The 23,591-nt window shown below is 56.1% G+C and carries 22 protein-coding genes and 1 riboswitch; of the genes, 15 read left to right on the top strand and 7 right to left on the bottom strand.

What is annotated here, in order from left to right; all coding sequences use genetic code 11:
* The coding region (locus tag ACR0M2_RS19215; RefSeq protein ID WP_480706651.1) for a hypothetical protein at positions 1 to 192 on the top strand (192 nt) is incomplete at its 5' end.
* 7 nt (positions 193 to 199) lie between these two features.
* Here ACR0M2_RS19215 and ACR0M2_RS19210 read toward each other — a convergent pair.
* Positions 200 to 1,933: a thiamine pyrophosphate-binding protein gene (locus ACR0M2_RS19210; RefSeq protein WP_480706649.1), complete on the bottom strand. Its 1,734-nt coding sequence runs from the start codon at positions 1,931 to 1,933 to the stop codon at positions 200 to 202.
* Positions 1,934 to 2,074: 141 nt separating this feature from the next.
* On the opposite strand from ACR0M2_RS19210, the gene ACR0M2_RS19205 reads away from it, so the two are divergent.
* The gene (locus ACR0M2_RS19205; RefSeq protein WP_480706647.1) at positions 2,075 to 2,776 is read left to right on the top strand and encodes a GntR family transcriptional regulator; all 702 of its coding nucleotides are present in this window, start codon (positions 2,075 to 2,077) and stop codon (positions 2,774 to 2,776) included.
* A gap of 4 nt (positions 2,777 to 2,780) precedes the next feature.
* Here ACR0M2_RS19205 and ACR0M2_RS19200 read toward each other — a convergent pair whose 3' ends face one another.
* Positions 2,781 to 3,680, bottom strand: a complete 900-nt coding sequence (locus tag ACR0M2_RS19200; protein WP_170379398.1) for a LysR family transcriptional regulator — start codon at positions 3,678 to 3,680, stop codon at positions 2,781 to 2,783.
* Positions 3,681 to 3,828: 148 nt separating this feature from the next.
* On the opposite strand from ACR0M2_RS19200, the gene ACR0M2_RS19195 reads away from it, so the two are divergent.
* From ACR0M2_RS19195 to speB, 4 genes are all read left to right on the top strand, one after another.
* Positions 3,829 to 4,845 carry a TRAP transporter substrate-binding protein gene (locus tag ACR0M2_RS19195; protein ID WP_480706645.1) on the top strand — a complete coding sequence of 339 codons (1,017 nt, stop codon included), beginning with the start codon at positions 3,829 to 3,831 and terminating at the stop codon, positions 4,843 to 4,845.
* A 72-nt stretch (positions 4,846 to 4,917) separates the two neighbouring features.
* Positions 4,918 to 5,523 carry a TRAP transporter small permease gene (locus ACR0M2_RS19190; RefSeq protein ID WP_170362654.1) on the top strand — a complete coding sequence of 202 codons (606 nt, stop codon included), beginning with the start codon at positions 4,918 to 4,920 and terminating at the stop codon, positions 5,521 to 5,523.
* Positions 5,520 to 6,800, top strand: a complete 1,281-nt coding sequence (locus ACR0M2_RS19185; RefSeq protein ID WP_170351145.1) for a TRAP transporter large permease — start codon at positions 5,520 to 5,522, stop codon at positions 6,798 to 6,800. Before ACR0M2_RS19190 ends, ACR0M2_RS19185 begins: the two co-directional genes overlap by 4 nt.
* Positions 6,801 to 6,821: 21 nt before the next feature.
* On the top strand, positions 6,822 to 7,787 hold the full coding sequence (gene speB / locus ACR0M2_RS19180; protein WP_480706643.1) for an agmatinase: 966 nt from the start codon (positions 6,822 to 6,824) through the stop codon (positions 7,785 to 7,787).
* 88 nt (positions 7,788 to 7,875) lie between these two features.
* Here the strand turns inward: speB and ACR0M2_RS19175 are convergent, their stop codons facing one another.
* The 4 genes from ACR0M2_RS19175 to ACR0M2_RS19160 form a co-directional block, all read right to left on the bottom strand.
* Complete coding sequence (locus ACR0M2_RS19175; RefSeq protein WP_480706641.1) at positions 7,876 to 8,568, bottom strand: thiamine ABC transporter ATP-binding protein; 693 nt, start codon at positions 8,566 to 8,568, stop codon at positions 7,876 to 7,878.
* Positions 8,555 to 10,102, bottom strand: a complete 1,548-nt coding sequence (locus tag ACR0M2_RS19170; RefSeq protein ID WP_480706640.1) for an ABC transporter permease family protein — start codon at positions 10,100 to 10,102, stop codon at positions 8,555 to 8,557. Before ACR0M2_RS19170 ends, ACR0M2_RS19175 begins: the two co-directional genes overlap by 14 nt.
* Positions 10,078 to 11,058 carry a thiamine ABC transporter substrate binding subunit gene (thiB, locus tag ACR0M2_RS19165; RefSeq protein WP_480706638.1) on the bottom strand — a complete coding sequence of 327 codons (981 nt, stop codon included), beginning with the start codon at positions 11,056 to 11,058 and terminating at the stop codon, positions 10,078 to 10,080. The genes ACR0M2_RS19170 and thiB overlap by 25 nt, the downstream gene beginning before the upstream one ends.
* A gap of 32 nt (positions 11,059 to 11,090) precedes the next feature.
* Positions 11,091 to 11,195, bottom strand: a riboswitch (TPP riboswitch).
* A gap of 250 nt (positions 11,196 to 11,445) precedes the next feature.
* Positions 11,446 to 12,486: a GDP-mannose 4,6-dehydratase gene (locus ACR0M2_RS19160; protein WP_480706637.1), complete on the bottom strand. Its 1,041-nt coding sequence runs from the start codon at positions 12,484 to 12,486 to the stop codon at positions 11,446 to 11,448.
* A 251-nt stretch (positions 12,487 to 12,737) separates the two neighbouring features.
* On the opposite strand from ACR0M2_RS19160, the gene ACR0M2_RS19155 reads away from it, so the two are divergent.
* The gene (locus ACR0M2_RS19155) at positions 12,738 to 12,968 is read left to right on the top strand and encodes a type II toxin-antitoxin system CcdA family antitoxin (RefSeq protein ID WP_170551177.1); all 231 of its coding nucleotides are present in this window, start codon (positions 12,738 to 12,740) and stop codon (positions 12,966 to 12,968) included.
* Positions 12,968 to 13,267, top strand: coding sequence for a CcdB family protein (locus tag ACR0M2_RS19150; protein ID WP_480690447.1), 300 nt, complete (start codon positions 12,968 to 12,970; stop codon positions 13,265 to 13,267). Before ACR0M2_RS19155 ends, ACR0M2_RS19150 begins: the two co-directional genes overlap by 1 nt.
* Positions 13,268 to 13,318: 51 nt before the next feature.
* Here ACR0M2_RS19150 and ACR0M2_RS19145 read toward each other — a convergent pair whose 3' ends face one another.
* Positions 13,319 to 14,578, bottom strand: coding sequence for an aminotransferase class V-fold PLP-dependent enzyme (locus ACR0M2_RS19145; RefSeq protein ID WP_480706635.1), 1,260 nt, complete (start codon positions 14,576 to 14,578; stop codon positions 13,319 to 13,321).
* Between the two features lie 654 nt (positions 14,579 to 15,232).
* Between ACR0M2_RS19145 and ACR0M2_RS19140 the strand changes: the two genes are divergently transcribed.
* The 7 genes from ACR0M2_RS19140 (at position 15,233) to ACR0M2_RS19110 (ending at position 23,542) form a co-directional block, all read left to right on the top strand.
* Positions 15,233 to 16,030: an inositol monophosphatase family protein gene (locus ACR0M2_RS19140; RefSeq protein WP_170362644.1), complete on the top strand. Its 798-nt coding sequence runs from the start codon at positions 15,233 to 15,235 to the stop codon at positions 16,028 to 16,030.
* Positions 16,031 to 16,034: 4 nt separating this feature from the next.
* Complete coding sequence (locus ACR0M2_RS19135; RefSeq protein ID WP_170362643.1) at positions 16,035 to 17,735, top strand: Na/Pi cotransporter family protein; 1,701 nt, start codon at positions 16,035 to 16,037, stop codon at positions 17,733 to 17,735.
* Positions 17,732 to 18,481: an N-formylglutamate amidohydrolase gene (locus tag ACR0M2_RS19130; protein WP_480706633.1), complete on the top strand. Its 750-nt coding sequence runs from the start codon at positions 17,732 to 17,734 to the stop codon at positions 18,479 to 18,481. The genes ACR0M2_RS19135 and ACR0M2_RS19130 overlap by 4 nt, the downstream gene beginning before the upstream one ends.
* A gap of 80 nt (positions 18,482 to 18,561) precedes the next feature.
* Positions 18,562 to 19,839: a glutamine synthetase family protein gene (locus ACR0M2_RS19125; protein WP_480706666.1), complete on the top strand. Its 1,278-nt coding sequence runs from the start codon at positions 18,562 to 18,564 to the stop codon at positions 19,837 to 19,839.
* Between the two features lie 95 nt (positions 19,840 to 19,934).
* Positions 19,935 to 21,317: an aldehyde dehydrogenase family protein gene (locus tag ACR0M2_RS19120; protein WP_480706631.1), complete on the top strand. Its 1,383-nt coding sequence runs from the start codon at positions 19,935 to 19,937 to the stop codon at positions 21,315 to 21,317.
* Positions 21,314 to 22,459: an iron-containing alcohol dehydrogenase gene (locus tag ACR0M2_RS19115; RefSeq protein WP_170379427.1), complete on the top strand. Its 1,146-nt coding sequence runs from the start codon at positions 21,314 to 21,316 to the stop codon at positions 22,457 to 22,459. Before ACR0M2_RS19120 ends, ACR0M2_RS19115 begins: the two co-directional genes overlap by 4 nt.
* Before the next feature lie 249 nt (positions 22,460 to 22,708).
* The gene (locus ACR0M2_RS19110) at positions 22,709 to 23,542 is read left to right on the top strand and encodes a DeoR/GlpR family DNA-binding transcription regulator (RefSeq protein WP_170351160.1); all 834 of its coding nucleotides are present in this window, start codon (positions 22,709 to 22,711) and stop codon (positions 23,540 to 23,542) included.
* Positions 23,543 to 23,591 lie beyond the last annotated feature (49 nt).

The raw sequence follows: 23,591 nt of genomic DNA, 5'->3' as shown, positions 1-23,591 counted from the left end.
TCCGCCACATCCGACGGCGCAACAGGCAAAACATCACGCGCAGGCCCCGAAAGGCTGGAAACGCGATTGATAAAAGGGTTCATGCTCATCAGCCCAACCTCACTCAGTCATCTCAATCAGAAACACCATAAACAAAACACAACTAACACAACCAAAACACACCGAACGGAACGGCCAAAAGAGATGCAATAGACCGGCCTCAATAGAAGTACGGAAGGTTCTTTTCACAGGCCGCACGAATCCAGTTAGGAACAAACGGAATGATCTTGTCTTGCGATGGCACCATGATCTCGATGAAATTTGCCCCTGGGTTGGCTATGGCATCCGACAGGATCGGTTCGATATCAGCCTCTGAGGTGATGCGAGCCGTTTTGAATCCGAAGCCTTCTGCCACTTTGACATAGTCGACTGCACCGAAATCGGTGCTCCAAGGTTCGTCGACATCGTCAAGAAGGATCGCTTCGCCTCGAATCCAGCCAAATGTATCGTTGCGTGTCAGGATCACAGTCACGTTCCTGCCTGATCGTTTGAGCGTTTCCATATCTCCGATCACAAACCCAAAGGACCCATCTCCGGTGAATGAAATCACTGGTCCGTCATTGGCATAGGCCGCCCCGATACAGGCCGGAACCGAATATCCCAAAGCCCCCATCGAATAATTGGTAATGTACCGCCGCCCGGGTCTGCGGAAGGTCAGCAGCGCCGAAGGGTAGATCGCGCTGACGCCCGGTTCTGAGGTGACCACCGCATCATCGGGCATGATCTTGTCCAGCACTTGCGACAGACGTACAGGCGATAGCGTGCCTTCGGGCATGGGGATGTTGGAGTTGAATACCTTGTCGAGCGCGGTCTTCTTGACCGGGTTCAGATCGACCTTGGGCCGATCCAGGTCGGGGTGTTCGGACCGGATGAGTTCAACCATATATTCAAGGCTGGCGCGCGCATCGCCCACCATGCCGACCTGCACCGGAAAATTGTTCCCGATATGGGCTTCGGCTATGTCCAAATGCAGGAACGTCTTTGTGTTTGGATCGCCATACAGTTTCCAATGATCGGTGGCGGCGCTGTCGGTGTTTGAGCCGATGAAAAAGATCGTGTCGGCGTCGTGGACGTACTGATTGGAATATTCCATACCTCCCCGACCACCAATCACACGCAGAGCCAGAGGGTGATCTTCGGGAATGGTACCCTTGCCCGGCGTGGTGGTGCCGATCGGGATTTGCAGCAGTTCCGCCAGCTCTAGAACCACGTTCGACGCCTTGGAGATCAGCCCCCCCTGACCGCAGACAATGGCCGGATTTTTCGCTTTGATCAGAATATCAATGGCCGCGCGGATTTTGCTGTGATCCGCGACCGGGCGATGCGCCGGGTAATGGCTGTACTCGGGCTCGGCGTAAAGGTCGTTGATCTCAGCCTCTTCGCCGTAAATGTTGATCGGCACCCGGATATGAACGGGCGCAGGACGCCCCGAAGTTGCCACACGGAAGGCGCGGCGAAGCAGGAAAGGGATGTCCTTGACGTTGGTCAGAACAAAGCTTTCCTTGCAGATACTGTCGTAAAGCCTGGTCTGATCAATACCCGTCAGCCCATGTTTCTTGTCCTGATTAATCGGGATGTCCGAGCTGAAAAAGATCACTGGAACCGAGCTGAGGAACGCCTCGGTGATACCAGGTGTGCAATGAGTGATGCCGGGGCTTGGGGCCTCAAGAACACAAGGTCGACCCGTGATCTTGGCATAAGCTTCGGCCGCATAAGAAGCAGTACGTTCGTCCCGTGTCAGAACAAACTCGATATCGCTGTGTTCGCGCCATTCCTTGTACCAGCCGATTGTCGTTTCACCGGGCAGGCCAAACACATGGCGTACACCATGAAGCTCCAGCATCTTCAGGATGACCTGCGCGCCGTTCATCCGCATGGGATCTGCCGGTTTCAAAACATGAACCTCCGTTTCGTGAGTCGCTTGTTCTAATTGTCGACAATTGATTATACAGTATTGCCGACCAGTCAATACTCAGTTCAAACCCCGGCAAAAACCTGTTAGTGCCAAGCATGATCTTTGACTTGAGGAAACCGGATGACAAAAACCGAAGATCGTGTTGGTCGCGTCTATGATCTTGTGCGCAGGATGGCCGAGAACTTTGAGTTCAAACCAGAATCCCAGATCAATGAGGTTGCCCTGGCCAAAAGCTTTGGCACCAGCCGGACACCTGTACGCGAAGCGCTGAACCGGCTGGTGGCCGAAGGGTTCCTGACCTTTCAGGCCAGGCGGGGATTTTTCTGCCGTCCGCTTAGCCCCTCTCAGATTCTTTCCCTGTATGAGGCCCGGATCGCGGTTGAGACGGAAGCTGTGAGGCTGGCTATTCGTAAATCCTCGGATAGTCAGCTGGCCGCATTGGTGGAAACATTGCGTGGGGATTTGAGGGAATATGACCAGTGCGAAGACCCCCGGCGGTTGTTGGAGTTGGATGAGCAATTCCATGTGGACATTGCCAAGGGGTCCAAAAATCAGGAACTTGTGCGTATTCTTGAGAACCTCAATGCGCGCATCCGGTTCGTTCGCCTGATCGATCTAAAGAATGCGTATTTGAATGGTGGGGCTGAAACGACGAATAGCCAAATTCCCAGCCACCTGATGATCATGCAAAATATTGCAGACCGCGATGAAGGCATCGCAGTCGATACCATTCGAAAACACATCGAACGCCGCCGTGAAGAGACGACTGAGGCCGTCGCCAAAGCGTTCGCCGAAATCTACTTTGTGGATGACGATGCCTAAGCGGCTATGACTCTTGACCACGCTTGCAGGATTTAACGATGTCTTGCACCAGAATTTCAACCGCCCTCCTTTGGGCCAGTGATGGCCGTGTTGCGAGGTAAAAGGTTGAGTTCCAGTTCAGCTTGTCCGGCGCAAGCTCTCTGAGTCGATCGCGGTGGGCCCAGTTTTTGATAAAGTGTACCGGCAGCGGACCCAAAAAGTGACCGGTTTCAATCATCATCGCCATTGCTTCCATATTTGCCACGGTGGCTTTTGGCTGCGCAGTCTGAAGCACCGGTGACACCAGAATGTTGTAGGAGCGCTGACAAATTTGGTGCTGTGAGATTACATCCAGATCAATCTGATCGTCGGGTAAGTCAAACAAGGGATGATCCTGCCCACAGTACAAACGATGCTCTTCCTGGCACAGTTCGGTGTATGTCAGCTCTGGGACCTGATTGCGGAAGGGAGCGATTGCAACATGCAAATCACCGGTAATCAGCTTCTGTGTTAACTCAGTTGGTGATGCGACGACCACCTCTAGCTGCACTTCGTTGGGGCGGTCGAGAAACCGCTTAAGGACCTGTGCCAGATTAAGCTCTGCCAATGTATTGACCGCATCAATGGTACCAATCCGCAGATCTCCAGTAGTGGTCCCACGCAATTCCAGCAATTCAGCGTCGAAATCACGGGCACTGCGCAAGATGTCTCCGGCTTTGCGATACGCGATTTCGCCCCGTTCGGTCAGGCGAAACCCGCCGCGGCCGCGTTCGCATATCCGATAACCAAGCGCGGTTTCCAGATCTCGAATTCGGATGCTGATCGCCGATTGCGTAATGCCCAATGCGTATTGCGCATCCGTAAATCCACCGCATTCGACCACGGTCACGAAGGTTTCAAGCAGAGTATTTCTGAGCAGTTTCAACGCTTATCCGCCTTTCGGGAGTCGTGGTGTTATTTACATAAAAATACCTCATGTGAACATAAACAAGATGATATTTTTTTGTGTATTTTTCTATGCTGTCCTGATCCCTGAAGACTAAACCCAATAAGGCAACAGGGAAGAAACCAACATGACCTTGACCTCTCGTCCCCTCAAGATAACTGCCGCAGCAGCATTGCTGGGCCTGACCCCTCTCGCCGCCTTGGCCGAGGATTGGAAGTTCGCAATCGAAGAGATTCCAGGCTCGATCATGGATGCCTACGCGCAGGAGTTCAAATCGCGCATCGAAGCCGCCACCGATGGTGAAGTGACCGTGACCGTCTATCCGATGGGCACGCTGGGCACGCCGACCGAAACGGTTGAACAGGCCGCCGACGGGGTCATCCAGTTCACCAACGTATCGATTGGCAATCTTGGCACCGTGGTGCCAGAAAGCCAGGTTTTCCTGCTCCCCTACTTGCTACCATCCGATCCGGCCGCGATTTCGAACATCCTCAGCAGCTCGGAAACCATCTACGGTCCGCTGAACGATGATTTCCGCCAGCGTGGTCTGGAAGTTATGACCATGTATTCCGAAGGGCCGCAGGTCTGGACCACCAACCGCGAAATCCGCACGCCCGAAGACTTTGACAACTTCAAGATGCGGGTGATGGTGTCGCCGATCCTGCTGGAGACCTATAAAAACATGGGTGCCAGCCCCACCCCGCTGCCGTTCGGCGAAGTGTTCGGTGCGCTGCAACTGGGCGCTGTGGATGGTCAGGTCAATCCGATCCCGACCATCGAAGAGATGAAGTTCTACGAAGTGACCAGCCACCTGATCTGGGCCGGTGAGCAGGAACTGGTGACCACTGTGGTCGCGGGCTCTGATTGGTTCGAAACCCTCAGCCCTGACCGTCAGCAACTGGTGCGTGACACCATGGCCGACATGACCGGCTTCATTGACGGCGTCGTCACGGACTTTAACCAGCAACGTTTGGACATCATCAAGGAAGCCAAGCCCGACATCGGTATGGTTGTCCTGACCGAAGAAGAACGTGATGCCTTCCGCGCCCGCAGCACCGAAACCTCAAGCGCATATATCGACACCGTCGGCGCGCGTGGTCAGGAGCTACTGGACGCACTGCAAGCGGAACTCGCGGGCAACTAATCCCTCCCCCACCACTCACCAAAACTTCCTCACGCGCTTTGCGCGTGAGGCTTTCAAAAAAGGGGGGACATCATGCAGACCACGACTTCCACTCCTTTCGGCTTTTTGGGAAAGATTGACGCCGTCATCGGACGGATCGAAGTCTGGATCCTGGGCTGGGGGATCATCCTGATGGCCGTGAACACTATTGCCAATGTCTTTGGCCGGTACGTGTTCAACCAGTCCATCTACTTTTCCGAGGAACTGAACGAGTTCCTGATCGTCATCGTCACCTTCATGGGGCTGGGCTACGCCACCCGCAAAGGCATCCATATCCGCATGTCCGCAATCTATGACGCGCTGCCGATCAAACTGCGCAAGGGCCTGATGGTCGTGATCGCAGCGACCACTGCCTTAGTGATGGCGGTTCTGGCCTGGTACGCGCTGGAGTACGTCCAGAAAGTCGCGTCACGGGGCCGGATCACCCCAGCACTGCAATTGCCGCTCTACCTGACTTACGTCTGGGTGGTGATTGGACTGACCCTGACGTCCTTTCAGTACCTGCTAACAGCGATCCGCAATCTGAACTTCGCCGAGGAAGAAGTCTACGTCTCCTACCTCGAAGTCGACAGCTACGAAGACCCTGAAACCGCAGCCGCAATCCAGCGCTACGAAGAATCCACGGAGGCAAACAAATGACCGAGTTGATGCTAGTCGTCATGATTGTTCTGCTTCTTGCAGGCTTTCCGATGAAAATGCCGCTGATTTCGGCGGCTGTGCTGGGGTTTCTCGTCTATTTCCCTGAAATGAACATGCAAATCCTGATCCAGCAGATGATCGGGGGCGTGAAGCCGGCTGCGCTGATCGCGGTGCCGATGTTCATTTTGGCCGCTGATATCATCACGCGAGGACATTCCGCCAACCGGCTTATCGATCTTGTGATGAGTTTCATGGGCCATATCAAAGGCGGCCTGGCAATTTCCGTCACCTCGGCCTGCGCCTTGTTCGGTGCGGTGTGCGGATCGACCCAGGCGACGGTGGTGGCCATTGGCGGTGCGATGCGGCCGCGGATGCTGAAATCTGGCTATAGCGACAGCTTTTCGATCGGGTTGATCGTAAATGCCGCTGATCTGGCCTATCTGATCCCGCCATCCATCGGCATGATCATCTATGGCGTGGTCTCGGGGACGTCGATTTCGCAGCTTTTCATCGCGGGCATCTTGCCCGGGTTGCTGATCGTAGTGTTATTCTCGGCCTATTGCATGGTGTACGCTTACCGTCACGATATCCCAGTTCTGCCTCGCGAGGGGTGGGGACAGCGCTTTACCGCGTTGCGCAAAGCCCTGTGGCCGATGGGATTTCCGGCGATCATCGTCGGAGGCATCTATGGCGGCGTGTTCTCACCCACCGAAGCGGCGGCAATCTGCGTGCTTTATGCTGTCATCCTCGAGGTTGTGATCTTTCGCTCGATCAAGGTTGGAGACCTGTTCGATATTGCCCTGTCCACAGGGGCCATCACGTCCGTCGTGTTTATCCTGATTGCCGCCGGAGCCGCCTTTAGCTGGACACTTAGCTTTGCCCAAGTGCCGCAGACTATCATCGCAGCGCTGGGGCTGGAACAAGCCAGCCCGCTTATGGTGTTGCTGGCGATCAACGTGGCCTTCTTCCTCGGCTGCATGTTCGTTGACTCGATCGTGGTGATCCTGATCCTAGTTCCGATCTTTGCGCCGATGATCAAGGCCAGTGGGTTAGACCCGGTACTGGTTGGCGTTCTGATCACACTGCAAGTCGCCATCGGCGCCGCCACACCCCCCTTTGGCTGCAACCTGTTCACCGCCATCGCTGTATTCCGCCGCCCCTTTGTCGAGGTGGTCCGCGGCGTGCCGCCCTTTCTGATCATCCTTTTGGTTGTCACCGGGCTGCTGATGGCTTTCCCTCAAATCGCGCTGTTCCTACCGGAATTGGCGTACCGATAACCCATAAGAAACGGAGAAATCATGTCGGGTCATGGCTATGAATCTGGTCGTCTGAACCTGCCTTTTGTCGGCATCGCGACCTTTGGCAAGAAACCTTATGTCGAGAATTGGGATAAGATCGACGCTGATGTCGCCGTCCTTGGTGCACCTTTCGATTTCGGGTGTCAGTTTCGATCCGGTGCCCGGTTTGGGCCGCGCGCTGTGCGCGAAGCGTCAACCCTGTTCAGCTTTGGCCACGCCGGTGCCTATGACCACGAAGACGACGCGACCTATTTGGCCAGCGATGTGCGCATTGTCGATCTGGGCGATGCCGACATCATCCATACCAAGACCGAGGAAAGCCACGCCAACATCGAATACGGTGTGAAGAAAATCCTCGATGCGGGCGCTCTGCCGGTGACTATCGGTGGAGATCACTCGATCAACATTCCGTGCATCCGCGCCTTTGAAGAAGATTGCGCAAAGAACGGACCTATCCACGTGATCCAGATCGATGCGCATCTGGACTTTGTCGACGAACGCAAAGGCGTCACCGATGGTCACGGCAACCCGATGCGTCGGGCAATCGAAAAAGAATATGTCTCGGGCATGACCCAACTGGGCATCCGCAACGTGTCCTCAACAGCGAAAGAAGGTTACGACGACGCGCGGGCGCGGGGTTCAGATATCCTATCCGTACGACAGGTGCGTAAACTGGGAACAGAGGGCGTTTTGGATCGTATCCCCGAAGGTGCGCGTTATTACGTCACCATAGATATCGACGCGTTCTGCCCGTCGATTGCGCCCGGAACAGGAACACCCAGCCATGGCGGGTTCCAGTACTATGATGTCCTGGAAATCGTTCAGGGACTCAGTAAACGCGGTAATGTGGTTGGCATTGATCTGGTTGAGGTCGCCCCTGCCTATGACCAGACCGAAAGTACACAGATTCTTGCGGCGCAATTGCTGCTGAACTTCCTCGGGTTCATTTTCCACAACCGGAAATAAGGTCCCTCCCTGTCAGTCCGGCGTGCAGAAACCTTTCAACTACGCGCCGGGCTGCGAGTTTCCTTTCGCAGGTTTCCAACCAATGTCCCTACCCCAAATAGTCGCGCAGGCTGGGCGGTGGATTGTCCAAAAGGTCCCGGGTCGGCGCAGGAGGATGTGCCTGCTTGTTAGACACAAGAACCGTCTGACTGGTAATGCGGCGCGCGTCCTGCGGGTCGTGGCTGACCATAAGCAGGGTCGTTCCGGTTTCCGCCAGCAACCCAGCCACAAGATCAAGCATTTCAGCCTTCAGTGCCGGCCCCAGCGCCGCAAACGGTTCGTCCAGCAGCAACATCTGACGGCGCTGCACAAGAACCCGGGCTAATGCGACCCGGCTTTGCTGACCTCCAGACAGTTCGGCTGGCTTGCGATCACCCAGACCCGGCAGGGCAACCCGATCTAGTGCGGTTTGGACCTGAGATTGCTCATCAACGGTCAACCGCCCATTCGGGCGCAAGCCCAAAGCGATATTCTGTTCGACCGTCAGATGTGGGAATAGATTGCCATCCTGAAACAGCATCGCCAAAGGGCGCTTGCCAGGGGCGCGGTTGGATATAAGGTCTCCGTCCCAGAATATCTTTCCCTGTTTGAGGTCACGAAACCCGGCAATCGCCTCAAGCAGTGTCGACTTTCCCGCGCCAGACGGCCCAATAATGGCTACACTGGCACCGGTCTCGACGGTAAAATCAGCACGCAACGAAAATTTTCCGTTCTCGATTACGCAGCCTTTAAGTTTCAGCATGCAACCGCCCTCCGCGATCCAATAGCCAGAATGCCCCCATCGACAGCAACAACAGCAACAGAGCTGCCCCGGCCGCTGCTTGCATCTGATACGCCCCCATCAACCGATAGATCTGCAAGGGCAAGGTCGCGATCTGTGGATCGGCGAACAGGGCAATAACTCCCAGATCTCCCATCGATAGCGCGGCTGACAAACCCGTGGCAAAGCGGATCTGTGGGCGCATGCGCGGCAACAGGGCGCGGGCAAAGAATGTTCTCTTGTCCATGTCCAGCGACAGGGCAAGCCGTCCGTGTCGCGCCACCACGTCGCGGGCCGCCGGCACCAGAATGCGTAGCGCGAAGGGCAAGGCCATGACGGCATTCACCAGCGCGGTTACCGGCAATGCCAGTGTTACTGGATTAGCGATGGGGCGGATCAGAATGAACAGCCCGGTGCCAATCACCAACGGTGAAGCCGCCAGCCCCAGAATACCGCTAAGCTCAACAATCCCGTGACGACCGGTTGCAACGGCCATGGCCATCGGCAGTGCAAGCATCAACAAAACAATCGTACTGGCGGTGGCAACCAGAACCGATATCACCGCCGCACGGAACACCAAGGCAGGCATTTCGAGCAACCCAGATAGGCCAGAGATCGCCACGGCAGCCAAAGGAAGAAGCAGAAACGCTACCGCGAGCCCGATCCAGCACGCATCAATTGCGGGCGCGCCGCCATCCCATCGTTGTATAGCGCGATCCAATCCAGCGCCGAACCCTTCACCACGCGAAAATTTCAGCGCAGCCATTGCGGCAGCAGCGGTCAAAGCCAGTTGCACCGCAGAAAGCAACGCCGCGCGGCCAAGGTCGAAATCGTAGGTAAAGGATTGATAGATCGCGAGTTCAAGTGTCGTTGCGCGGGGCCCTCCGCCAAGAGTCAACGCGACGGCAAAGCTAGTCAGGCAAATCGCAAAGATCACGGCCAGAACACCCGGCAGAATGCGCCTTAACATTGGCAGTTCGATCAGACGGAACATGGCAAAGCCGTCGCACCCCAATTGCGCGGCCAACCGAAATCTTTCTGCCGGAATTTCCTGCCACGCCTGCAGGATCAGTCGCGTGGCAAGTGGTAGGTTGAAAAATACATGGGCTAGAACCACCCCGTGCAACCCATAGATGCGCAGCGGCGGCAAACCAAACAGACCTAAAAAATCTGAAATCCAGCCTGCACGTCCGAAAACCTGCAACAACCCAAGGATCGCGACGATGACCGGCAGGATAAAGGGGGCGCCCAATAGGGCGATCAGGGCAGACCGTCCACGAAACCGACGCCGCGCCAGTGCCCGGGCGACCGGAATAGCCAGCCCGGCACTGAACAGCGCAGACAACACCGCCTGAACCAGCGTAAAGCGCAGCGCCGCCCAATCGGCCGGACCCAACCCACCCGCTGTATCAGCGCGCAGGGCTACCGCGGCCAATGTGCCCAATATCAGCGCAGCAACCAGTGCCGCTGCGCCAACACCCGGCCAAGGGCTTACTGGCTGAGCGCGCCCAGCCATTCCGCAAGCGCCTGATCCCGCACGGAGGCGGCTTCATCCGGGGTATACAGCAAGGATTTCTCAGGCGTGATCAACGTGTCAAACCCTTCGGGCAGGCCAGCCGCAGGGGTCACTGCCGGATACATCCAGTTGGTGGTCGGGATGATCTGCTGGAAGGTGTCCGAAACCATGAATTCCAGAAATTGATCCGCCAGTTCGGGCTGATCGGTACCGGCCAGCTTCGCCGCAACTTCAACCTGCATATAGTGGCCCTCATCAAAGGCGGCCGCTGCTTTGCTGGCGTCATCCTCGGCGATCAAGTGATAAGCAGGCGATGTGGTGTAGCTGAGCACCATGTCCGCCTCACCCTCAAGAAACAGGCCATACGCCTCGGACCAACCTTTGGTCACGGTCACGATATTGTCGGCAAGCCCGGCCCAGATTTCGGGGGCTTCGTCTCCATAAGACGCTTTGACCCACAACAGCAGCCCCAGACCCGGAGTGGACGAGCGCGGGTCTTGAATAATGATCTTTGTTTCACCCTCGGCCAGTTCACGGAAATTGGCAGGTGCCGCCGCATCTGCGTTATGGACAAAAGCAAAATAGCCCCAGTCATAAGGCGCGAACACGTCATCTGACCATTCAATCGGCAGGGTATAATCGGCGCTGACCGAATTGGGAGCAAACAAGCCAGTTTCCTTGGCCGCTGCGATCAGGCCGGTGTCCAGCCCAAGCACCACATCGGCGTCCGTGTTTTCACCCTCTAGCCGAAGACGCGACAACAGCGCCGCGCCGTCTTCGACGCCCACAAGGTTCAGATCACAGTTGCATACTGCTTCGAAAGCTTCTTCTACTTTCGGGCCCGGACCCCAGTCCGAGACAAAGCTGTCATAGGTGTAAACGGTCAGCTGAGGTTTGTCGGCCGCGACAGCCGCTGTTGCGCTCAGAAGTCCCGCAGCAATCATCAGATGTTTCATGTCATCCTCCATTGCGGCGAGAGGGCAAGGGTGGATGAAACCGTTACCTTTCCCTCCGCCGGTTCTAGCCGGTTCAGGTTCTACGGGTTCGCCAAAGGCATCTCAGCGCGGCAGGCCACGCACCCCGAGGTGAGGTTGTCAGTAGGTTGGAACGGACGAAAAGACAACCGGGTTAAAGTGTTTTTTGGATGCTCAAATTGGCATTCGTTCAGTTGGACTGAGAGATGCGCAACATAAGCGCCCTGTGGAAAAATCACCGTAGGAAAGGTTTTGAACTACGTTCCGGGTACTAGAACGGTTTGCGTTTTTACCCTTGAGAATTTCAGAGGCCGAACCTCAAAACTGAGAGGACGGCCACCAATCTTTTAGGCCTGAAGGCTAACCATCTTACCTTTCGGTCCCAGCCGCGTTGGGACGATAAAAGTCGCGGTACCACTTAACAAACTCAGCCACACCATCTTCGACCGAAGTCCTTGGTTGATAACCGGTCAAATCCCTGAGCAGCGATGCATCGGCCCAGGTTGCGGGCACGTCACCGGGCTGCATTGGCATCATGTTTTTATTCGCCTTGATGCCAGTGGCCGTTTCGATGGCTTCAATAAACGCGGTCAGCTGTACCGCATCATTGTTGCCGATATTCACCACTCGATGGGGGGCGACCGGTGACAAACTGTCCCCTTCTGGAACATTGCCGTCTGCGCGGCGCACAGGGACGGCGTCCATCAGAAGGCGGATCGCCTCAACCAAATCTTCGACATAGGTAAAGTCGCGTTTCATGTCACCGTGGTTATAGACGTCGATCGCATTGCCCTCGAGGATCGCTTTGGTGAATTTGAACAGCGCCATGTCCGGGCGACCCCAAGGGCCATAGACGGTGAAAAACCGGAACATGGTGATCGGCAAATCAAACAGATGCGCATAGGAATGGGCCATGCTTTCGGTCGATTTCTTGGTGGCCGCGTAGAACGACATCTGATGATCGGCGCGTTGGGTTTCCTTATAGGGCATCTCGGTATTGGCGCCAAAGGCCGAAGAAGTCGAAGCCAACAGCATGTGTTTTGGCGGATGCGCCCGCGCCGCTTCCAGAATTTCGAAAGTCCCTATCACATTGCTTTCCAGATACGAGCGCGGATTCTCGATCGAATAGCGCACCCCAGCTTGGGCAGCGAGGTGAATGACATAGTCAAAACCATGTTCCCCAAACAGCTCCATCATCAGGCCGGGGGTTTCGACCTTGCCGATGACGGGCGAAAAATTCTTACCATTGGGTTCGCGCGCCAGCATGTCGTGGCGGGCCTTTTTCAACGACACATCATAATAATCGTTCAGAGAGTCCAACCCCACTACGTGGTACCCTTGGGCCAGCAGAAGCTTGCTCAGATGAAAGCCAATAAAACCGGCTGACCCGGTGATGAGAACGCTCTGCATAATGTTGCCCTTGTAAAAAACTTGGTATTTCGGGCCTTTTTAGTGCGAGATCAAGGGAAGATTCCACCACAGTTATCGCAGAAAACGGTGTATTCTGCTGTGCCCTTTCGCCACCCGGGCGACGCGTAGCAATAATCTGCCTTTGTATAGGATTGGCAGCAGCGGACGCCAAAGGTTGCCAGCATTAATCATGCGCATAATTGACGCGCATTTAAAATGGACCTATCTTAGGGTGAAGGGAGGCATATCTGATGAACGCCCAATCACGCAGACCAACCAACCTTTCGCTTGACAGCGCATTGCTGTCCGAAGCCAAAGCTTTGAAGGTCAACCTTTCCCGCGCAGCCGAAGAAGGTGTTCGTATAGCGGTTGCCGAGGCCAAAGCCGAGCAGTGGAAAGCAGAAAACGCGGACGCCCTCAAAAGCTCAAACGCGTATGTTGAGCAACACGGCCTGCCGCTGGACAGCTTCCGGCAATTCTGATGCCCAAATACGATGTTTTTCCGAATCCATCGGGTGATGGCTATCTTCTGGATGTGCAAACCGATCTGCTTGGGGACCTGAATACGCGGGTGGTCGCCCCGTTGATACCATTGGCCAAGGCCCCAAAGCCCGCGACCCGGCTTAATCCAGTGTTCGATGTCCATGGCGAACAGGTTGTCATGGTCACCCAATTCATGGCCGCGGTTCCGGTGGGAATTCTCAAATCTCAGACCGCCAACCTGAATGAGGAAGCCGACCGGATCACGGTTGCCATAGACATGCTGATGCAGGGCTTCTGATATCTGTGGAGCGACCGAAGTCTTGTTGATCAGGGTTGACTGAACCCTCCGCTAGTTGTCCTGACCCAGCACCTTTATGGCACCCAGTAGACGAGCGATTTCCTGTTCGGTGTTGTAGTGGCAGAACGAGATGCGGATACAATCCGCCAGGCCCAGTGGCTTTAGGACGTTGCCGGAATAGTGGTCATCCTTACGGGTGTGGGTGCGGATGCCCTGCTGATTCAATATCTCCACCACATCTTCCGAGGCATGCCCTTTGACCACGATTGAAACCAACCCTTCGCGCGCGGGATTGTCAGCCCCGGCCAGAATGGTGACGTGATCCATATCGCGCAGGCCAGGCAGATTTCCGGTCCCATTAATGGCGGCGTTGGTCAGGTGGGTCTCATAAGCATGGATGGCACGGCCAGCGGCCTCGATCCGTTTGCGCGGCTCGGTCTCGTCCGACACCTCTCCGCCCAGCCAGTCGAAATAGGACACCACGTCCGAGACGGTCGCATAAGACCCAGTGTCACGAGTGCCGAATTCCCAGCCCGTCACAGGCGCGTCGATCAGCATGTCATGCGGGGTGTTGGTTAGCTTTTCAGAAATCCAGGCAATGCCATAGCCATGGCGCGAAAACACCTTGTAGGGCGAGATCGCATAGCCATCAACATTGTAGGCATCCAGATCCAGTTGCCCGTGGGCAGCGTGCTGAATGCCATCGACGATGATCATGCAATCCGGTGCGACCGCGCGGATCGCGGAGGAAATCGCCGCCACATCCATTCCCATACCTGTCACCGGTGAGGCATGCAGGATTGTTGCCACCGCCACATCGGGTGTCATCAGCGCAGTGTAATCCTCGGGTGTGACCAGCCCGGTTTCGTCATTATGCGGCACAATTACGTAGTCCAGTCCCGCAATCTCAGCCCAGCGGTGCGCAGCGCTGCGGGTGGCAGGGTGTTCTATGGACGACCCGATCACCTTGGACCTCTTGGGGGCGGCCAGACAGGCGGTGCGGATCATCCGGAACAGCAACTCTGTCCCGCTTTCACCGGCAAAGAACTGCCCGCCCGAGGCATTCATGAATACCGCCAGGTCACCCTTGGCCTTGTTGATCACATTCTGTGTCCCCTGCCCCGCCGGGTTGATGCGCCCGGGGTTGTCTGGGATCGCAGCATAAAAAGCCGAGGTTTCGGTGACTGTTTTCAATGTCAGCGCACCGCCTGCGTTTTCGAAAAAAATACGCTCGCCCTGAAACGGGCAGCTTTCGACATGGTTAAACCGGTCGCGGATCGCATCGATGAGGGCTGGGTTGTTCTGGATCATGGGTCTGTCCTGTAGTTTTTCAAAGCGCGCGGGGTGCGATCAGAGTGTGAGCGGTCATTCAGGTGTCTGGCAGCTTTGTCTCTGTAACCCAAGGATTGTCGAGCAGATTGGCGGCCGTCTGGCGCGTTGGCGACATCAGACAGTCTGCCACCGCCATCACTATCTAGAGGTATTGCCAACGAGAGCGACGCCGATAGTCATGCGAAGTCTTGCCGGATCGCCAAAAAGGTGAGCGCAATATCCCTTAAAAACCCACACAAAACAAATAAATTCAGGATTATTGGGTTGAAATTGTATGTTTTTGTGGAACTATAGGGAAGAATGATGTCAAAAAGCCGGAATCTGATGTTACAAGAAGACGACAGCCTGGAACTTCAGGATTGGATTGTTGACTTGCACAACGTGATGCAGTGTGCCGAGGGCTATCAGTGCGTCGGAATAGCGGGAGATGTCCGAGATTCTAAAGGTGAAGCTCGACCGCCCGAAAGGAAGCTGGGCGCCACCACGGGGCACGGCTATGCGGAGATGTTGGACGTTAATGCAAATTCAAGAAATGCGATCGAACTTAATTGTAATTCGGCTAGAGCCCGCATGACCTTTCCCAATTATTGCTGCCCTAGCCCCGCAATCCATCACTAGACAGGACGGAAATGGATGTTGAATCCAACAAGCTCACAAAATACCGAAATGGCTGATCTGGTGACGCATGCGATGGCGGTTGCCGACATAGCCAATACTGCGGCACGAGGGTATTTTCGCGGTAGGTTGGGTGTTGAGTTCAAGTCGGATGAGAGCCCGGTTACACAGGCCGATAAAGGTGTTGAAACCCAGGTGCGCACTTACCTAGAGCAGCATTTCCCGGATCATGGTATCTTTGGCGAAGAGCACGGGTTTGACGGGCAGAATTGTCGTGAAGTTTGGATCATTGACCCGATTGATGGCACAAGATCGTTCCTTTCGGGGCATCCGCTGTTCGGCTTCTTGCTGGGGCATCTGGTTAATGGCAAGCCGGATATCGGAGTGATCGGTATGCCTGCGTTGAATGAGGTATTTGTAGGCGTTTCAAGTCAGGGCGCGACTCTGAATGGCAATGCCATCGCAACGTCAAAAAAGACGCGGTTGGATCAATCCATCCTGTTTGTGAACGAAGGCGACAAGATCTATCGCGATCATCCCGCTTTATTCGCAAAACTGATGCAATCCGGGCAGACCCGCCGGTTCGCCTATGACTGCTACCCGCATGCCCTGCTGGCGGCAGGGCATGTGGATGCAGTGATTGATTATGACTTGCAGCCTTATGACTTCTTGCCTGTTCTGGCCGTTGTTGAGGCCGCAGGTGGAGTGATGACCGACTGGAATGGCAAGCACCTCGACCTGAAATCGGATGGTCGGGTGATCTCGGCCGCAACGCCTGAACTGCATGCGGAAATGCTGGATATGGTGCACGGTTAGGCTCATGGCGATTGTAAGCTTTCTCATCAACTTGGCCGGAGCGACAATGTTGTTGCTTTTTGCCGTGCGCATGGTGCGCACGGGGATTGAGCGCAGCTATGGGGCCTCGTTCCAGCGCGTTATGACGGGCCAGCGCAGTTATTTGCAGGCGTCGATGGTGGGGCTTTCGATGGCTATTGTGCTGCAAAGCTCGGCGGCGGTGGCATTGTTGACCTCGGGCTTTGCCGCTGGTGGGATGCTGGCATTTCCTGCGGGCCTTGCAATGGTACTGGGTGGCGATCTGGGATCTGCGCTGATTATTCAGATCCTGTCGTTCAAGCTGGATTGGCTGGTGCCGCTTCTGTTGGCGATTGGCGGGTATCTGTTCGTCAAAACCGAGTCCAAGAAACCGCGGCAATTGGGTCGCATTCTGATGGGCATCGCATTCATCCTGATCTCATTGCGCTTTTTACGTGAGGCAATGGACCCGATCCGCGACAGTGCTTTTCTGCCCGCCATCGCCGACTATCTGGCCCGCGACTATGTCACCGCGTTTTTGGTGGGTGGTGCGCTGGCCTTTGTCATGCATTCCTCGGTCGCGGCGATCTTAATGTGCGTGACGCTTGTGCAAATCGGCGCAATTCCTTTTGCCGCCGGGTTGTCGCTGGTGTTGGGGGCTAACTTCGGCTCGGCCTTTATCCCAGTTTGGTTGACGCGGGGGATGGATTTATCAGCCCGGCGCATCCCCTTTGCCAATCTGGCCCTACGTGGCAGTTGGGCCGTTATTACCCTTTTCGCAGCCACCACAGCCCTGAGGGCGGGCGTTCTGGGCGATCTGCAAGGCGGGCAAATGCTGGTGAACGCGCATCTGGCCTTTAATGCCTCTTTGCTGGTTCTGGCGCTGCCATTCTGTGGACGCCTAAGTGCCCCGTTCGAGCGGCTGTTGCCAGACCCGAAAACATCAGAGGCTGCGCTGCAGCCGGGTCGTCCCGCCAGCGCGTTGGACATGCGCAATATCGGCAGTCCCAGCCAGGCCCTATCGAGCCTCAAGCGGGAACTGCTGCGGATGAGCGATCTGGTTGAATCGATGTTCCGCCCATCGCTCGAACTGTACCGCAGTGGAGACAAGGAACAGATCCGTGCCGTCAGGGACATTGATGTCGAGGTAAACGAGTGCCTGTCTGGCGTCCGAAAATTCGTGGCGGCCATTCCGGCAGAGGATTTTGGAAAGCAGAATGCGAAGGTGGCGCGCGACTTGATGGAATACGCCATTCGCCTTGAAACCGCAGGCGACGTTGTCGCCAAACGTTTGACTGTGTTGGCAACCAGCATGCGCAAAAAAGGTGCATCATTCTCGAAAGAAGGTTGGGCAGAATTGGTCGAAATGCACGAGGGTATTTTAGCCAATCTCAAACTGGCCTCGAACGTGTTGATCTCGGATGATTTGGAAAGTGCCCGCCTACTGAGCCTTGAAAAGACCGAAATCAAACGGGCCGAGCGTGACAGCCGCAAGCGTCATCTCAAACGGCTTCAGCATGGCAGTACGGAAAGTTTTGAGACCAGCGATATCCATCTTGAGACGTTGCGCGCGCTGCGTGAATTCAACAGTCACATCGCAGCGGTGGCTTATCCGATCCTCTATCGGAATGGTCAGTTGCTGGAAACACGCCTGATCGAAGAAATGCCCCGGACGCAAAAAGATTCAGATACAGAGGTGAAAGGATGATTGCGCCCGTAGAGGTACTGAACGAAGAGGGCCAGGGCAAAGTGGTCTTATTGTGCGAACACGCGAGCCATCGGATTCCATCAGACTACAGTGATCTGGGTCTGTCCGAAGCTGACCGGCTAAGCCACGCAGTCTGGGACCCGGGTGCGCGAAGCCTGGCGTTAAAGCTTTCGCAGGCTTTGGATGCGCCGGTCGTGGCCTCGACCGTGTCGCGCTTGGTATATGATTGCAACCGTCCCCCGGAAGCCGCAAGCGCAATGCCTGAGAAATCTGAACAGATCATGGTCCCGGGGAATACAGGCCTGACGCAAGCGCAGCGCGATGCGCGTACGGCTGCGGTTTACGATCCGTTCTGCACTGCTGTGTCTGAGGTTTTGAACAAGCGTCGGGCTGATACGGTGATCGTGACTGTGCATTCATTTACCCCGGTCTATTTCGGCCAACCGCGTGCGGTTGAGCTGGGTTTGTTGCATGATGAAGACAGTCGGCTTGTGGATGCGATGCTGAATTATGTGGATCGTATTCCGAACCGCCAAACCGAACGAAATGAGCCTTATGGCCCAAGTGATGGGGTCACCCATTCGTTACGCCTGCATGCGCTTAGCCGAAATTTGCCAAATGTAATGCTGGAAGTGCGCAACGACCTACTGCGTACCGATGAAGAGATTGCTGTCGCAGCAGAAGAGGTATTGACCCTGCTGTTACCGGCACTGAACGACATCGCGATTAAGGAGGATAAATCGTGAGCGGAACTTTCAACCTCGACGAACTGAAGGCGCGTGTGACTGCGGGCGATGTTGACACGGTTTTGGTATGTTTTGTTGACATGCAGGGACGTTTGATGGGCAAACGCTTTCATGCGGGTCACTTTGTTGCGGGTGCATGGGAAGAAACGCATTGCTGCAACTATCTGCTGGCGACAGATTTGGAGATGGGAACGCCGGATGGCTATGCCTCAACCAGTTGGGAGCGGGGCTATGGCGATTACGTCATGAAGCCGGACCTCAGCACGCTGCGCCCTGTTCCGTGGCTGGAAGGCACTGTGATGGTGATGTGCGATGTGCTGGATCACCATACCCACGAAGAAGTGCCGCACGCGCCGCGCTCGATCCTGAAACAGCAGGTCAACCGTCTGAAGGCGATGGGCTATGACGCGATGTGCGCGACCGAGCTTGAGTTCTTTCTGTTCGAGAAGAGCTTTGACCAGATCCGTAAGGAGGGCTTCCGCGATCTGGCTCCGATCTCGGGCTACAACGAGGACTACCACATCCTGCAGACCACCAAGGAAGAGCATGTGATGCGTCCGATCCGCAACCATTTGTGGAATGCGGGGATTCCGGTCGAGAATTCGAAAGGTGAGGCCGAGACCGGACAGGAAGAGCTGAACATCAAATATGCGGCGGCAATGGAGACGGCCGAGTATCACTCGATCGCCAAGAATGCGGTGAAAGAGATTGCCTGGCAGCACGGCCATGCGGCGACCTTCCTGCCGAAATGGCATCATGACAAGGTGGGCAGTTCGTCCCACGTACATCAGTCGCTGTGGGCGGACGGTCAGCCGGCATTTTTCGATAAGTCGGATGCGTTAGGCATGTCGGCGCTGATGAAAAGCTACATGGCGGGGCTGCTGAAATACGCGCCGGACTACACCTATTTCATGGCACCCTACATCAACAGCTACAAGCGTTTCATGAAGGGCACCTTTGCGCCCACACGGATCATTTGGTCGGTGGACAATCGCACGGCCGGATACCGTTTGTGTGGCGATGGCACCAAGGCGGTGCGGGTCGAATGCCGCATTCCGGGCTCGGACATGAACCCGTATCTGGCGATGGCGGGGATGCTGGCTGCCGGAATTTCAGGGATCGAGGAAGGGCTGGAGCTGCAGCCGCCCACCCAAGGCGATGTGTATCAGGGCGACACCGGCATGATCCCCGGCAACCTGCGCGCGGCGCGGGATGCGCTGCATGGGTCAGAGATGTTGCGCGCGGCGATGGGGGATGAGGTGGTTGATCACTATACCCGCGCGGCTGAGGTCGAGATCGAGGAATTCGAGCGCGTGGTAACCGATTGGGAAGTTGCCCGCGGGTTCGAGCGGGCGTGAGCTTGGGCCAGGCTGGGGGCTCTGCCCCCAGACTCCCGAGGTATTTTTGGCCAGATGAAGCAGGGGATCCTGCCGTCTTTCGAAATGGAGTGGTTATGGGGCAGATGTTGAAATGTGTCTCACCGATTGATGGATCGGTTTTTGCGGAACGCGAGGTTCTGTCGCGGGACGCCGCCTTTGCAGCGGCTGAGTGCGCACGTGCCGCGCAGGCGAACTGGGCGGCGCGGCCGTTGGAGGAGCGTATCGATCGTGTGATGGCGGGCGTGGCGGCTGTTGGTACGATGAATGATGAGATCGTTCCCGAGCTGGCTCATATGATGGGCCGCCCGGTGCGTTATGGCGGTGAGTTTGGTGGTTTTAACGAGCGCGCCAGCCATATGGCCGGGATCGCCGAGGCGTCGCTGGCGGATATCGCGGTGGGCGAGGATGAGACCTTCAAACGCTATATCAAGCGCCTCCCGCATGGAGTGGTGTTTGTGGTGGCGCCCTGGAATTACCCTTACATGACGGCAATCAACACGGTGGCCCCGGCGCTGATCGCGGGCAACACGGTGATCCTGAAACACGCCACCCAGACCCTGTTGGTGGGTGAGCGGATGGCACAGGCCTTCCATGCAGCTGGCGTGCCGACAGATGTGTTCCAGAACGTGTTCCTCAGCCATGACGTGACCAACGATCTAATTGCGGGCAATGCGTTCGACTTTGTGAACTTCACCGGCTCGGTCGGCGGTGGTCAGGCGATGGAGCGTGCGGCGGCGGGCACCTTTACCGGTGTGGGCACCGAACTGGGCGGCAAGGATCCCGGCTATGTGATGGAGGATGCCGATCTGGAGGCTGCCGTCGATACGCTGATCGACGGGGCGATGTTCAACGCCGGTCAGTGTTGCTGCGGGATCGAGCGGATTTACGTGCATGAAGCCCTCTATGACGACTTTGTCGCCAAGGCGGTGGAAATCGTGAAGGGTTACAAGCTGGGCAATCCGCTGGACAGCGAGACGACGATTGGCCCCATGGCCAATGTGCGCTTTGCTGATGAGGTGCGCGCGCAGATCGCCGAGGCGGTCGCCGATGGCGCGGTGGCCCATATCGACACCTTCGCTGAGGATGACGGTGGTGCTTATCTCACCCCGCAGATTCTGACCAATGTGACCCATGAAATGCGGGTGATGCGGGATGAAAGCTTTGGTCCGGTGGTGGGCATCATGAAGGTCTCATCCGACGAAGAAGCGATTGCGCTGATGAACGACAGCGAATTTGGCCTGACCGCCAGCCTGTGGACCCGCGATGTGGATCGCGCGGCCCGTGTTGGCGATCAGATCGAGACCGGCACCGTATTCATGAACCGGGCCGATTATCTGGACCCCGGCCTGTGCTGGACCGGCTGCAAGAATACCGGGCGGGGCGGCGGCCTATCGGTCATCGGCTATCACAACCTGACCCGTCCCAAATCCTACCATCTGAAGAAGGTGACATCATGAGCCTTGTTGGAAACTGGTCTTACCCGACCGCGATCAAATTCGGTGCTGGGCGCGTCAAAGAATTGCCCGAGGCCTGTGCCACAGCGGGGATGAAAAAGCCCTTGCTGGTCACCGACAAAGGGCTGGCCGACCTGCCGATCACCACGGCAACGTTGGACATCATGGAGGCCGCCGGTCTGGGCCGGGGTCTGTTCAGCGACGTTGACCCGAACCCGAATGAAAAGAACCTTGAAGCCGGGGTTGCCGCCTATAACGCTGGTGGTCATGACGGGGTGATTGCGTTCGGCGGTGGCTCAGGGCTGGATCTGGGCAAGATGGTGGCCTTCATGGCCGGTCAGACGCGTCCGGTCTGGGATTTTGAAGACATCGGCGACTGGTGGACCCGCGCCGATGCGGATGTTATCGCCCCGATCATCGCGGTGCCAACCACCGCCGGAACAGGGTCTGAGGTTGGGCGCGCCAGCGTCATCACCAACTCTGAGACGCATGCCAAGAAGATCATCTTCCACCCCAAGGTTCTGCCGAGCGTGGTGATCTGCGACCCGGAACTGACCGTGGGCATGCCCAAATTTATCACCGCAGGCACCGGTCTGGATGCCTTTGCCCACTGTGTCGAGGCATTCTCAAGCCCGCATTACCATCCGATGAGCCAGGGGATCGCGCTGGAAGGCATGCGGTTGGTCAAAGAGTATCTGCCGCGCGCCTATGCCGATGGCACCGATCTCGAGGCCCGCGCACATATGATGAGCGCAGCCTCGATGGGCGCCACCGGTTTCCAGAAAGGTCTGGGCGCGATCCACGCCATGAGCCACCCCATCGGGGCGGTGTTCAACACCCATCACGGCACCACCAACGCGGTCTGCATGCCCGGCGTGCTGGAGTTTAACGCCCCTGTCATTGCCGACCGGTTCCAGATGGCAGCCGATTATCTGGGCATCCAGGGCGGCTTTGACGGCTTCCGCGCCTTTGTGCAAGACTTCAACGACGAGTTGGGTATTCCGCGCAAACTGTCTGACTTGGGCGTGACCGAGGCCGCAATTCCTGAACTGGTCCAAGGCGCAATCATCGACCCATCATGCGGTGGGAATCCCGTTGAGCTGACTGAAAGAAATCTAAAAACACTGTTCGAAGCAGCGTTGTGAAAGCAAGGGCCTCGGTAGACACTCTGCCGGGGCCAGAATTTATAATCACCAGTGGTGTTCCACAGGGTGAAGCCGGTTGGTCTTACCGGACAAAAGCAGTCAAGTGTTCATATATTAGTAGACCAGACGCGTTTCAGTCGATGACCGGATTTATTGGAAAATATAAATAAATCTCCGTAATTCAAATATTGTCACAAAACATTCACAATTTTTGTGGATTTTTAAGTGAAACTATGTTGGGCTTAAAAAATGGATCACGATAGCGATAATATCCCTCATCGGGGCCGTGAACTTCTGGATGTCCTGGCAAGGTTGGGGGGCTCGGCGCGCAATACCCAGATCGCGCAGGTTATGGACGTTTCTGAGGAAACTGTTCGTCGACTGGTCAAAGCGCTGGCGCAAAAAAACATGGTTGAGAGGGTGCATGGGGGAACCTATCTTTCCCGGGCGCAGGACACGCCGATGTTTTCCGGGGCGTTGGAGCAAAACGCCGAAGAAAAGACGCTTATTGCCAACAAGGTCAGCCAAATGATCGAAGACGGCATGGTGCTGTTCATTACGGTGGGCTCAACGACCACCCATGTTGCCGAGCAGCTGCGCGATCTGAAGAACCTAACCGTGGTCAGCAACTCGCTATCGGTTGTCGCCTCACTGGCTGATCACAACGGAACGCGAGCAATCCTTGCCGGTGGTGAGGTTATTCGGTCCGAACGCGGCAGTTTTGGTCGTGCGGCCGAGGAACTGGCCTGCCAATACAGTTATGATGCGGTGATTTGCGGTGCGGATGCCATATCGCTTTCCGGCGGCGTGTTGGCTTCGAACCCGCTGGAGGCTGAGTTGACGCGCGCGTTGCTTAAAAATACGCGGCGCATGATTGTCGCAACCGATCACACGAAATTCGGGGAAAAAGCGACCAATGTATCCTGCCGATTTGACCAGGTGACCGATTTGGTGACCGACATACCCCCGTCTGAAACTTTCGCCACGGCTTTGAAGGATGCGGGGGTTACAGTCCATGTCGCTGCGCTGCGTGGCAAAAAAAAGAAAAAGAAGAAGAGAACCGACGTTGCTGCAGTCAACTAATCGGTTTCACAAGCAAATAAAAAACGAAACTGACGTTACCGTAGGGAGA

The organism is Ruegeria sp. BE10 (assembly GCF_056538905.1).
Note: the sequence above shows the minus strand (reverse complement) of the source record. Positions and strands in the feature narration are given on the sequence as shown.

What these genes read in the sequence shown, in the direction of transcription:
- ACR0M2_RS19205 (WP_480706647.1), top strand. Translation starts at nt 2,075, where the DNA reads ATGACAAAAACCGAAGATCGTGTTGGTCGCGTCTATGATCTTGTGCGC.
- ACR0M2_RS19195 (WP_480706645.1), top strand. Translation starts at nt 3,829, where the DNA reads ATGACCTTGACCTCTCGTCCCCTCAAGATAACTGCCGCAGCAGCATTG.
- ACR0M2_RS19190 (WP_170362654.1), top strand. Translation starts at nt 4,918, where the DNA reads ATGCAGACCACGACTTCCACTCCTTTCGGCTTTTTGGGAAAGATTGAC.
- ACR0M2_RS19185 (WP_170351145.1), top strand. Translation starts at nt 5,520, where the DNA reads ATGACCGAGTTGATGCTAGTCGTCATGATTGTTCTGCTTCTTGCAGGC.
- speB (WP_480706643.1), top strand. Translation starts at nt 6,822, where the DNA reads ATGTCGGGTCATGGCTATGAATCTGGTCGTCTGAACCTGCCTTTTGTC.
- ACR0M2_RS19175 (WP_480706641.1), bottom strand. Translation starts at nt 8,568, where the DNA reads ATGCTGAAACTTAAAGGCTGCGTAATCGAGAACGGAAAATTTTCGTTG.
- ACR0M2_RS19170 (WP_480706640.1), bottom strand. Translation starts at nt 10,102, where the DNA reads ATGGCTGGGCGCGCTCAGCCAGTAAGCCCTTGGCCGGGTGTTGGCGCA.
- thiB (WP_480706638.1), bottom strand. Translation starts at nt 11,058, where the DNA reads ATGAAACATCTGATGATTGCTGCGGGACTTCTGAGCGCAACAGCGGCT.
- ACR0M2_RS19160 (WP_480706637.1), bottom strand. Translation starts at nt 12,486, where the DNA reads ATGCAGAGCGTTCTCATCACCGGGTCAGCCGGTTTTATTGGCTTTCAT.
- ACR0M2_RS19155 (WP_170551177.1), top strand. Translation starts at nt 12,738, where the DNA reads ATGAACGCCCAATCACGCAGACCAACCAACCTTTCGCTTGACAGCGCA.
- ACR0M2_RS19150 (WP_480690447.1), top strand. Translation starts at nt 12,968, where the DNA reads ATGCCCAAATACGATGTTTTTCCGAATCCATCGGGTGATGGCTATCTT.
- ACR0M2_RS19145 (WP_480706635.1), bottom strand. Translation starts at nt 14,578, where the DNA reads ATGATCCAGAACAACCCAGCCCTCATCGATGCGATCCGCGACCGGTTT.
- ACR0M2_RS19140 (WP_170362644.1), top strand. Translation starts at nt 15,233, where the DNA reads ATGTTGAATCCAACAAGCTCACAAAATACCGAAATGGCTGATCTGGTG.
- ACR0M2_RS19135 (WP_170362643.1), top strand. Translation starts at nt 16,035, where the DNA reads ATGGCGATTGTAAGCTTTCTCATCAACTTGGCCGGAGCGACAATGTTG.
- ACR0M2_RS19130 (WP_480706633.1), top strand. Translation starts at nt 17,732, where the DNA reads ATGATTGCGCCCGTAGAGGTACTGAACGAAGAGGGCCAGGGCAAAGTG.
- ACR0M2_RS19125 (WP_480706666.1), top strand. Translation starts at nt 18,562, where the DNA reads ATGCAGGGACGTTTGATGGGCAAACGCTTTCATGCGGGTCACTTTGTT.
- ACR0M2_RS19120 (WP_480706631.1), top strand. Translation starts at nt 19,935, where the DNA reads ATGGGGCAGATGTTGAAATGTGTCTCACCGATTGATGGATCGGTTTTT.
- ACR0M2_RS19115 (WP_170379427.1), top strand. Translation starts at nt 21,314, where the DNA reads ATGAGCCTTGTTGGAAACTGGTCTTACCCGACCGCGATCAAATTCGGT.
- ACR0M2_RS19110 (WP_170351160.1), top strand. Translation starts at nt 22,709, where the DNA reads ATGGATCACGATAGCGATAATATCCCTCATCGGGGCCGTGAACTTCTG.